General features: G+C 64.7%; 9 protein-coding genes, 4 tRNA genes and 2 pseudogenes. 10 read left to right on the top strand and 5 right to left on the bottom strand.

The genetic code is table 11. The features are described 5' to 3' along the window. The first annotated feature begins 296 nt into the window (after window positions 1-296). Window positions 297-1,025, top strand: a complete 729-nt coding sequence (locus tag BST40_RS26295) for a hypothetical protein (RefSeq protein ID WP_075549138.1) — start codon at window positions 297-299, stop codon at window positions 1,023-1,025. Window positions 1,026-1,103: 78 nt separating this feature from the next. On the opposite strand, the gene BST40_RS26290 is transcribed toward BST40_RS26295, so the two are convergent. The 3 genes from BST40_RS26290 to BST40_RS26280 form a co-directional block, all read right to left on the bottom strand. Then, window positions 1,104-1,180: transfer RNA gene (locus BST40_RS26290), tRNA-Phe, on the bottom strand. A 29-nt stretch (window positions 1,181-1,209) separates the two neighbouring features. Continuing rightward, window positions 1,210-1,283, bottom strand: a tRNA-Asp gene (locus tag BST40_RS26285). A gap of 38 nt (window positions 1,284-1,321) precedes the next feature. Beyond that, window positions 1,322-1,395, bottom strand: a tRNA-Glu gene (locus BST40_RS26280). A gap of 123 nt (window positions 1,396-1,518) precedes the next feature. On the opposite strand from BST40_RS26280, the gene BST40_RS26275 reads away from it, so the two are divergent. Continuing rightward, a tRNA-Lys gene (locus BST40_RS26275) sits at window positions 1,519-1,591 on the top strand. 229 nt (window positions 1,592-1,820) lie between these two features. Next, the gene (locus tag BST40_RS26270) at window positions 1,821-2,636 is read left to right on the top strand and encodes a TIGR04255 family protein (RefSeq protein ID WP_075549139.1); all 816 of its coding nucleotides are present in this window, start codon (window positions 1,821-1,823) and stop codon (window positions 2,634-2,636) included. Window positions 2,637-2,657: 21 nt separating this feature from the next. Here BST40_RS26270 and BST40_RS26265 read toward each other — a convergent pair whose 3' ends face one another. After that, on the bottom strand, window positions 2,658-3,560 hold the full coding sequence (locus tag BST40_RS26265) for a class I SAM-dependent methyltransferase (RefSeq protein ID WP_075549140.1): 903 nt from the start codon (window positions 3,558-3,560) through the stop codon (window positions 2,658-2,660). Window positions 3,561-3,652: 92 nt separating this feature from the next. Between BST40_RS26265 and BST40_RS26260 the strand changes: the two genes are divergently transcribed. The 3 genes from BST40_RS26260 to BST40_RS26250 are packed head-to-tail and all read left to right on the top strand — an operon-like array spanning window position 3,653 to window position 4,878. Then, complete coding sequence (locus BST40_RS26260; protein WP_075549146.1) at window positions 3,653-4,162, top strand: nucleoside deaminase; 510 nt, start codon at window positions 3,653-3,655, stop codon at window positions 4,160-4,162. A 46-nt stretch (window positions 4,163-4,208) separates the two neighbouring features. Beyond that, window positions 4,209-4,589, top strand: a complete 381-nt coding sequence (locus BST40_RS26255) for an ArsR/SmtB family transcription factor (protein ID WP_082275612.1) — start codon at window positions 4,209-4,211, stop codon at window positions 4,587-4,589. 49 nt (window positions 4,590-4,638) lie between these two features. Continuing rightward, window positions 4,639-4,878, top strand: a complete 240-nt coding sequence (locus BST40_RS26250) for a zinc transporter Slc39a7 (RefSeq protein ID WP_232341706.1) — start codon at window positions 4,639-4,641, stop codon at window positions 4,876-4,878. Window positions 4,879-4,887: 9 nt separating this feature from the next. On the opposite strand, the pseudogene BST40_RS26245 reads toward BST40_RS26250, so the two are convergent. Next, window positions 4,888-5,938: pseudogene (locus BST40_RS26245) on the bottom strand (oxygenase MpaB family protein). 76 nt (window positions 5,939-6,014) lie between these two features. On the opposite strand from BST40_RS26245, the gene BST40_RS26240 reads away from it, so the two are divergent. The 4 genes and pseudogenes from BST40_RS26240 to BST40_RS26225 all read left to right on the top strand — a co-directional run. Further along, window positions 6,015-6,656: a TetR/AcrR family transcriptional regulator gene (locus BST40_RS26240; RefSeq protein ID WP_075549142.1), complete on the top strand. Its 642-nt coding sequence runs from the start codon at window positions 6,015-6,017 to the stop codon at window positions 6,654-6,656. 110 nt (window positions 6,657-6,766) lie between these two features. Then, window positions 6,767-7,783, top strand: coding sequence for an acyl-ACP desaturase (locus BST40_RS26235; RefSeq protein WP_075549143.1), 1,017 nt, complete (start codon window positions 6,767-6,769; stop codon window positions 7,781-7,783). A gap of 18 nt (window positions 7,784-7,801) precedes the next feature. Then, window positions 7,802-8,992 (top strand): tRNA dihydrouridine synthase DusB, encoded by a 1,191-nt coding sequence (gene dusB / locus BST40_RS26230; protein ID WP_075549144.1) that lies wholly within the window; start codon window positions 7,802-7,804, stop codon window positions 8,990-8,992. Between the two features lie 149 nt (window positions 8,993-9,141). After that, window positions 9,142-9,438 (top strand): annotated as a pseudogene (locus tag BST40_RS26225) (LCP family protein); the annotation flags it as partial.

The raw sequence follows: 9,438 nt of genomic DNA, 5'->3' as shown, positions 1-9,438 counted from the left end.
GTGGATTAACAAGCCCGACGACACCGAGGAGGCCACTCAGTAAATACCGCTCGACGGTGCCTCATTCAGGTTGACAAATTCCGCTACTTCTGGCCTGTTACCTACCAATTCAAATCTGATCGCACTAGCTACCTGAGGATGGGGCAGGGGCACAACGAGCAGACTCTCAGCGGCACGTGCTCAGGCACGTTCACCGAAACGGTGGAAGGCTTCGAAGGACCGGTCGAATGGTCACCCAACGAGTAGGCGCACCTCCGTCGAACGTCCAGCCACTCCGAACATGGAGGCGAGAACCAATGCAGACGACACCCATTCGCGTGGCCACCGACCCATTGCCTGAAGTCACCGCACTGCGTCTTGTCAGCGGCTGCAGTCCGAACAAACAGCCCCTTGGCAAGCCGCCGGTGGCCGAGACCGGCCACGCCATCAACGACGGCAAGGCGCAGATGGTGACGCGACTGAGGCCCAAACTTCTCTTGGCCGCGGCGGCGGGGGCGACCGCATGGCAAATTGCGGGCTGCGCGACTGGCAGCCACCAATCCGTACAACCGACGCCGGCCGAGCCACGCCCCACTGCTCCGGTGTCGACCTCAACCTCCTCCGCGGGTGGCGGCGAGGCGACCTTGCCCCAGCATTTCGAGATTCAGTACGGTGACCTGGTTTCCGACTGCCGTGTCAGCGCGAATTCGGTAACTTGCAACGAAACTTTGAAGAACCTTAAGCCGACAGCGTCGTACACAGGCACGATGACGGGGAAGCTGTCCGGGATGACGGTGACCGGATACGCCAGGTCGTACGCGACGAATCCAGATCCACAAAGTCCCGAATGCACCGGCACCGCCGAGATGTCCGGGCCGATCTCCTACATCTTCCGTCCGGACGGAACCCTTTCGGCGCGTTGGGGCCCCTACCAACGGACCTTCACCAACAGTTGTCTAACCTCCCAGCCACCGCCCAATTCAGGGGAGGACCCGAACCGCGAACCGGTATCTGAGTGGACCGCCACATGGTCGCCAATCCAGTAGGTATGCGTGCAGCGCTCCGAACGGACAGAGTTCTGCGAGCAAGACGAGCAAATTAATACCCTGAACTGGGCAGATACATGGTGGCCAGGGGCGGGATCGAACCGCCGACCTTCCGCTTTTCAGGCGGACGCTCATGCCGACTGAGCTACCTGGCCGGAAGGCAGCATGTGCCTGGCCGTATCGGCGACCCTGACGGGACTCGAACCCGCGACCTCCGCCGTGACAGGGCGGCGCGCTAACCAACTGCGCCACAGGGCCATGCTCTGCTACTGCTCCGCGATACCCGCATCGCAGGGTACCCCCTACGGGATTCGAACCCGCGTTACCGCCTTGAAAGGGCGGCGTCCTAGGCCGTCTAGACGAAGGGGGCAGAACCGAATCTCTCCGGGGCACTCGCAACGTGGTCATCATTGGGAGCCACGTCAGCTTAGGTCACCGCGGGCCGAATCCTCAAACGAGCTTCGCCCGGGCACGCAGTATCCTGGGACTCCGCGCCCCTATAGCTCAGTTGGTAGAGCTACGGACTTTTAATCCGCAGGTCCCAGGTTCGAGTCCTGGTGGGGGCACCGAGAACGCACCGAGAACGCATCGAGAACCACGAATTCGCCCGCCGTCGACGCCGGGCAGTACCCCGGCCGATCACCCGCGGCCACCGTTCAGACCGCCCGCGCAACCGGCCCAACCGCGGCCGCCGATCGTGCCGATCGACGGGCTCCTGGCAACGAGCGGCACCAACCAAGCCGCGCATGGTCAGCCCGCGTTCAGAGCCGCACATCGCTTGGCTATGCTGCGGCTATGCTTCCCGAAATGAGTCAGGATGGAATCCAACCCAACGCGCCCGTCGCCCTGGTGACAATGGAAATCCGGCACCCGGCAACGGATTCCCTCACCGAATCAACGAGCCGGGAACTCAAACACCTCCTCATGAACGACTTGCCGATCGAGCGCCAGGCGCAGGACGTGAGTTGGGGAGTGACGGCCCCCGGCGCCGCCCCGACCCCCGTTGCGGACCGCTTCGTCCGCTACGGCAACCGGGACAACACCGTTTCGGCCTCACTGAAGAACCAGGCGATCGTCGTCGAAACCAGCGCTTACCGCGACTTCGAGACCTTTTGCGACCTCGTGTTACGGGTCGCCGACGCCCGCGCGCAGGTTTCGTCGATCGTCGGGGTAGAGCGCATTGGCCTGCGATACGTCCTCGAGATCCGGGTCCCGGTTGGGGTCGACGGCCGGGTCAACTGGGGCAACTGGATTGACGAGCAACTGCTCGGGCCCTACCGCATCGCTCCGGGCGGCCTGTCGCTGACCGAGTGGCAGGGTGCCGCGGTCTACCGCGAACCCCAACCGGGCAAGTCGCTGATTCTGCGGTACGGGCCGGGTGTGGGCCAGGCGCTGGATCAGAGCTACCATCTGCGCCGCATCACGCCGCCGCAGACCGGTCCGTTCTTCCTCATGGATATCGACAGCTTCTGGACTCCGGTGGGGGGCTCCATTCCGGAATACAACCGAGACGCGCTCGTGTCCACCTTGACCGACTTGTACGGTCCCGCCCGCGAGGTGTTCCAGGACCTGATCACCGCCCGCCTCAAAGACGAGCTGCTGCGCCAATAAGCCAGTCAGGCGAGGCGCCGACTACCTCAGCACCGCACTGGTGTAGGTCACGTCGGCGAACACCGTCGCAAGTTCGTCGTCGGGATATTCGAAGCCATTGGCTTGGTGGAGTTCCTTGACGGTGTGCGACGACGTCTGCCAACCCTGGCGAGATAGATGCTCGATGACATGGCTGCGTTTCCCGTGATACACCAGGTCGTTGAAGTCGATGTCGAACCCGAGTTCGCTCATCCGGTCGTGATGGGAGCGCCACCGCTCGTCGGCGAAAACCTTGGTGTCCGGCACGAATTCGAACGCCAGCCGGCTGCCGGGTGCGCTCAACCCGCTGATGTTGTCGAATAGCGCGTCCTGCGCGTCCTCAGGAAGGTAGACCAGCAACCCTTCGGCGCTCCAGGCCGAGGGGACCTGACCGTCGAATCCCGCCGCCTGCAGCGCGGTGTCCCAGTCGTCGCGCAAATCGACCGCGACGGTGCGACGCCGGGCGGTGGGCTCGGCGCCGAGACCGCTCAGCGTTGACGTCTTGAACGCGATCACTTCTGGCATGTCGACCTCGTAGACGACGGTGCCCTTCGGCCACGGCAGCCGGTAGGCGCGGGCATCCAGGCCGGACGCCAGGATGACCACCTGGCCGATGCCGTTTCCCGCGGCCTCGAGGAAGAACCGGTCGTAGAACCTGGTCCGGCAGGCCATCCCGCGGGCCACCCGCTGCGGGTCGAACTCGGAATCTTCATCGACCGGAATCTGCCCGTCCACCATCCGGGTATAGACGTCCATGCCGACCGCTCGCACCAATGGCGCGGCGAACGGGTCGTCGATCAACGCAAACTCGCGGCTAGCGGCCAGCGCGCGCTGAGCGGCCACCATGGTTGCCGTCGCGCCGACGCTCGTCGCGAGATCCCAGCGATCACGATCGGCACGCACCATGGAAGTTCCTTCGTCGAACCAGAAAAAAGATAGATAACCTAATTACTATCACATGCTCGATCGCACCTGGCGGGCTACTCTGACCAACCATGATCGACTTCGCCCAGCGCACCATCGATCTCGCCCGCCAGAACGTCGCCGAGGGCGGCCGCCCCTTTGCGACGGTCATCGTCAAAGACGGCGCGATCCTTGCCGAGAGCGCCAACCAGGTTGTGCAGACCAACGACCCGACCGCTCACGCCGAGATCGTGGCCATCCGCGCGGCCTGTATCAAACTGGGCACCGAGCACCTGGTTGGTACCACCATCTACGCGCTGGCCCATCCATGCCCGATGTGCCTGGGCTCCCTCTATTACTGCTCACCCGACGAAGTCGTATTTCTGACGCTGCGTGATGCGTTCGAGCCGCATTACGTCGATGTGCGCAAATACTTCGAGCCCGCCACCCTCTACGACGAGTTCGCCAAGCATTGGAAGAACCGACGCCTGCCGATGCGCCATGAATCTCGTCCCGAAATCAGGGCTGCTGCCGTAGAGGTCTTCAAGTTCTGGCAGGAACGTAACGGCGGCGAGCGCATAGCGAGCATCGACTCGCCCGGCTGACCCGGCGCAACCTTGACAGCACATCAACCTGCACTATTATTTGCGTATGCACGCAAATAATAGACCAACGAGGTTGCCCGACGACCAGGCCGGCCTCGTGGTCGAGGTGTTCCGGATGCTCGCCGACGCCACCCGCGTGCAGATTCTGTGGTCCCTGGCAAATACCGAGATGTCGGTCAACGAGTTGGCCGAACACGTACGCAAGCCGGCGCCATCGGTGTCCCAGCATCTGGCCAAGCTGCGGATGGCGCGCTTGGTGCGCACCCGCCGCGACGGTACGACGATCTTCTACAGCCTGGAAAACGACCACGTGCGCCAACTCGTCATCGACGCGGTCTTCAACGCCGAGCACGCCGGCCCCGGCGTGCCCCGCCACCACCACGGCGACGGACTGCAGGCAGTCCCCGCAACACCAGACGCGGGATAACCGAATCCGCTAGCACCACAACATAGTTCACATTGAGGAGGTAACGATCATGGTAGCCACCCACACCCATGACGCGCCGCACGCGCACGACCACCAGCACGGCGACATGACCCACAGCCACGCGCACACCAGCCATGAGCACGAGCACGTCGCCCACGAGCACCCGCACTCACACGACGACGGGACCCAGCACACCCACGAGCACGTCCATCAGCGCGGCCTCGAAGGCCTCGAAGGCCTTGAAGGCCCTGAAGGCCGTAAAGAGGTGCACAGCCACACCCACGGCTAAGTCGAGGGTTCAGACCTTCGGGCAGTAGTGCGCGGGGTTGTCGCGCTCATCCAGGGGCGGCAAATTGCGCGCCGGCGTCTGCACCAACGGGGTGTCGGCCGGGATCCGCCCACTGACCCGGTCCCAGCCGGCCCGCGCCCGCGGGTGCTTCCGGTACCGGCGCGGCACGACGGCGAAGACCAGTCGGACAAGGTTCGCCGAAGCGCCGGTGCAGCCATTCATCCCGGCGTGACCACTGGTAGCCCATTAGTTCGCGCACCGGCGGATCGTAGAGCCCGACCGTGAGCCAGACGAAGAACGGCGCCAGCAGCCTGCGCTGCAACGCCCACAACTTGTCCGGAATCCATTGGGCGAAGGGAGGTTTGGGCAACTCGGTCAAATCCAGCACGGCCCGCGCCGCAAAGTTGTTCTCCAGCACGTTGCGACACATGTGGTCCCAGTAGACCTGAAATTCCTCCCAGGACGCCGGCACCGGCCGCATGCTCATGCCGTACAGCCGATACCACTGGACGTGTTCGTCGAAAAGCTGACGCTTCTGCGCCTCGGTCAGGCCGCCGCAGAACCGCTCGGCGACGTGCAGGGTCCCGACGAAGAACGTGGCATGCGCCCAATAGAAGACGTCCGGGTTCAACGCGTGGTAGCGGCGCCCCGCCGCGTCGACGCCCTTGATGTCCACGTGGTAGTCGCGTACCTCGGCGCCGGTGACCGGAGCCCGGTCGCCGTCGAAAACCACGCCGCCGATCGGGTACAACGACCGCAACAGTCGCGGCCAGCGCTCCCGAAAGAACGTCGAATGCTCCTCGACCGCCGCACCCAGCTGCGGATGCATGTTCTGCATGGACCCGGCCCACGGACCCTGCAGCATGCCGCGCCAGTCGCCGAAGTATCGCCAGGTCAGCGAATCCGGGCCGAGCGGCACCGGTGGTGCGTCGTAACCCAGCGGCGAAACCGGGCAACCGGCCGCTACCGAGTCGTTCGGCGCCACAGCGGCAGCGCCACCCGTCGAGGGATGCACCTTAGCGCTGGTCAGCGGGCACGAAGCAGACGTATCTTGAGTCACTGATGGTTTCCCGGTGGATTAGGGCGACGTCAGCAATTCTGACTACACGCGTTGTCACATGAAGTTTAGGAGCGATGTGCAGGCCGGTCAAAAACGAGGCCGCTGGACCGGCGTCCCGCTGGAAGATCGCCACGCCGTACGTCGGGAAAATCTGATCGCCGCCGGCGTGCAACTGCTCGGCGGGAAGGACGGGCCGGCGCTGACCGTACGTGCCGTCTGCCGCAAGGCGGCCCTGACCGAGCGCTACTTCTATGAAAGCTTCACCGACCGCGAACACTTCGTGCGCGCGGTGTACGACGACGTCTGTACCCGGGCCATGACCACCCTCATGTCGGCCAATACCGCCCGGGAAGCCGTGGAAAGATTCGTCGCCCTGATGGTCGATGATCCGGTGCGCGGGCGGGTGCTGCTGTTGGCGCCGACGGTGGAACCGGTACTGACCCGCTCCGGCGCGGAGTGGATGCCCAACTTCATCGAGCTGCTGCAGCGCAAGCTCTCCCGCATTGTCGATCCGGTTGTGCAGAAACTGGTCGCCACCAGCTTGATCGGCGCTCTGACCGGCCTGTTTACCGCCTACCTGAATGGTCAACTAGGAGCTACCCGCCAGCAATTCATCGACTACTGCGTCGACATGCTGCTCAATGCGGCGGCCAGCCATGTGCCGCACCGACCCGGCCACGAAGCCGGGCAGCCAGCAGCGGCGCGGCCTCGCGACTGACGTCGCCACCACCACGACCGGGGGACTCACCGGGCTTCGAGCAAACTTGTTGATACCGGTCGACACAGATATATTGAGTGCAACCCATCGACACAGATACCGGAGGGACTATGTCAGCCCAGCTGACTGACTTACAGCTGCTGCACGAACTCGAACCGGTCGTCGAGAAGTACCTCAACCGGCACATCAGCATGCACAAGAACTGGAACCCGCACGACTACATCCCATGGTCGGACGGGAAGAACTATTACGCGCTCGGCGGCCAGGATTGGCATCCCGAGGAGAGCAAGCTTTCCGACGTCGCCCAGGTGGCCATGGTGCAGAACCTGGTCACCGAGGACAACCTGCCGTCCTATCACCGTGAGATCGCGATGAACATGGGCATGGACGGCGCCTGGGGACAATGGGTCAACCGCTGGACCGCCGAGGAGAACCGGCACGGCATCGCGCTGCGCGACTACCTGGTGGTGACTCGATCGGTCGATCCCGTGGAGCTGGAGAAACTTCGCCTGGAGGTGGTCAACCGGGGCTTCAGCCCGGGCCAGAACCACCAGGGCGACTTATTCGCAGAGAGCGTCACCCACTCCGTCATCTATGTCAGCTTCCAGGAGCTGGCAACCCGGATTTCACACCGCAACACCGGCAAGGCCTGCAACGACCCAGTCGCCGACCAGCTCATGGCCCGGATCTCAGCCGACGAGAATCTGCACATGATCTTCTACCGCGACGTCAGCGAGGCCACGTTCGACCTCGCCCCCAACCAGGCGATGAAGTCGTTGCACCTGATCCTGCGTAACTTCCAGATGCCCGGCTTCCAGGTGCCCGAGTTCCGGCGCAAGGCCGTCTTTATCGCCGTTGGAGGCGTCTACGACCCACGCATCCACCTCGACGAGGTCGTCATGCCGGTGCTGAAGAAGTGGCGCATCTTCGAGCGCGAGGACTTCACCGGTGAGGCCGCCCGCATGCGCGATGATCTTGCCCTGCTGATCAAGGAGCTCGAGCTGGCCTGCGAGAAGTTCGAGGTGTCCAAACAGCGCCAACTCGACAGGGAAGCCCGTACTGGCAAGAGGGTCACCGCACACGAGCTGCACAAGACCGCGGGCAAGCTGGCGATGAGCCGGCGGTAGCCCGGCTCGGGACAATAGATGCGTATCGGCTCAATCGAGCTTGCCAGCCCGGTTGTGCTGGCACCGATGGCCGGTGTGACGAATGTCGCGTTCCGCACCCTGTGCCGTGACTTCGGTTCGATGCGTGGCGACCCGCTGCGTCCGGCTTCGCCGCCCTTGCGATCGCCACGGGAACAGGCGAAGGTCGGCACCGTCAGCGGACTCTACGTCTGCGAAATGGTGACCGCCCGCGCGCTGGTCGAACGGCACCCGGTCACCATGCACATGACGACGTTCGCCCCGGACGAATCGCCCCGCTCGCTGCAGCTCTACACCGTCGACCCGGACACCACCTACGCGGCCGCGCGGATGATCGCCGACGAAGGCCTGGCCGACCACATCGACATGAATTTCGGTTGCCCAGTGCCCAAGGTGACCAAGCGCGGCGGCGGGGCGGCCCTGCCGTTCAAGCGACGGCTGTTCGGCCGAATCGTGGCCGCGGCAGTGCGCGCCACCGAAGACACCGGGATACCGGTGACGGTCAAGTTCCGCATCGGCATCGACGATGCCCACCACACCCATCTGGACGCTGGTCGCATCGCGGAAGCCGAGGGCGCCGCCGCAGTCGCCCTGCACGCCCGTACGGCCGCGCAACGTTACTCCGGCACCGCCGACTGGGACCAGATCGCCGAGCTCAAGCAGCAGGTCACGACCATTCCGGTGCTGGGCAACGGCGACATCTACGACGCCAGCGACGCGCTGGCCATGATGGCCACCACCGGCTGTGACGGCGTGGTCATCGGCCGCGGATGCCTGGGCCGACCATGGCTATTCGCCGAGTTGTCGGCCGCCTTTACCGGCCGCCCGGCTCCCACCCCGCCCACACTCGGTCAGGTCGCCGACGTCATCCGCCGCCACGGAGCCCTACTGGCGGCACACTTCGGTGAGGACAAGGGCATGCGCGATATCCGCAAGCACATCGCCTGGTACCTGCATGGGTTCCCGGCCGGATCAGACGTCCGGCGAGCGTTAGCGCTGGTCAAAACGTTGAGCGAACTCGACGACCTGCTGAACCGGTTGGACGGCAGCGTCCCGTTCCCGACTGCCGGCAACGGCCCCCGCGGCCGGCAGGGCTCACCCGCCCGGGTGGCCCTTCCCGACGGTTGGCTGGACGACGCCGACGACTGCCGGGTGCCCGACGGAGCCGACGTCATGCATTCTGGTGGTTGAACCGACACTCTTCCGAGATCGCGTCTGCGACCACAAGTCAGTACGATGTGGGCTTTATGCATGGCGCGGCGCCGATCGGCTCGGCGCTGCGCTGACGTGTGCACGGACAACCCAAATGTCCGGATCATATTTTCGGAGGCCGATGGGACATGAGTGACGGCGACAAAGACGCCACTCCTGACCTTCGGCGCGTGTCCGGCTCCCGCAACGACGCCCAACCGGTCACCCTGAACCCGCCGGCGACACTGGGCGCCGCGCCGTGGGAGCGGTTGTTCGCGCCGCCGCCCGAGGACAGCTTGCTCCGCTGGTCGGGAGTGTCATCCGGCGATGCGGCCGGACATCACGGCGGCCCGGACCACGCAGAGCCCGCAGAGGTCGGCTGCCACGTCAACGGCGGAGTCAGCGTCGCGGAGCTGATCGCCAAACTCGGCGCACCTGCGCCCGCC

This window comes from Mycobacterium persicum, from assembly GCF_002086675.1.
Lineage (GTDB): Bacteria > Actinomycetota > Actinomycetes > Mycobacteriales > Mycobacteriaceae > Mycobacterium > Mycobacterium persicum.
The sequence above is the reverse complement of the archived record's forward strand: the minus strand, read 5'-3'. Positions and strand labels throughout refer to the sequence as shown.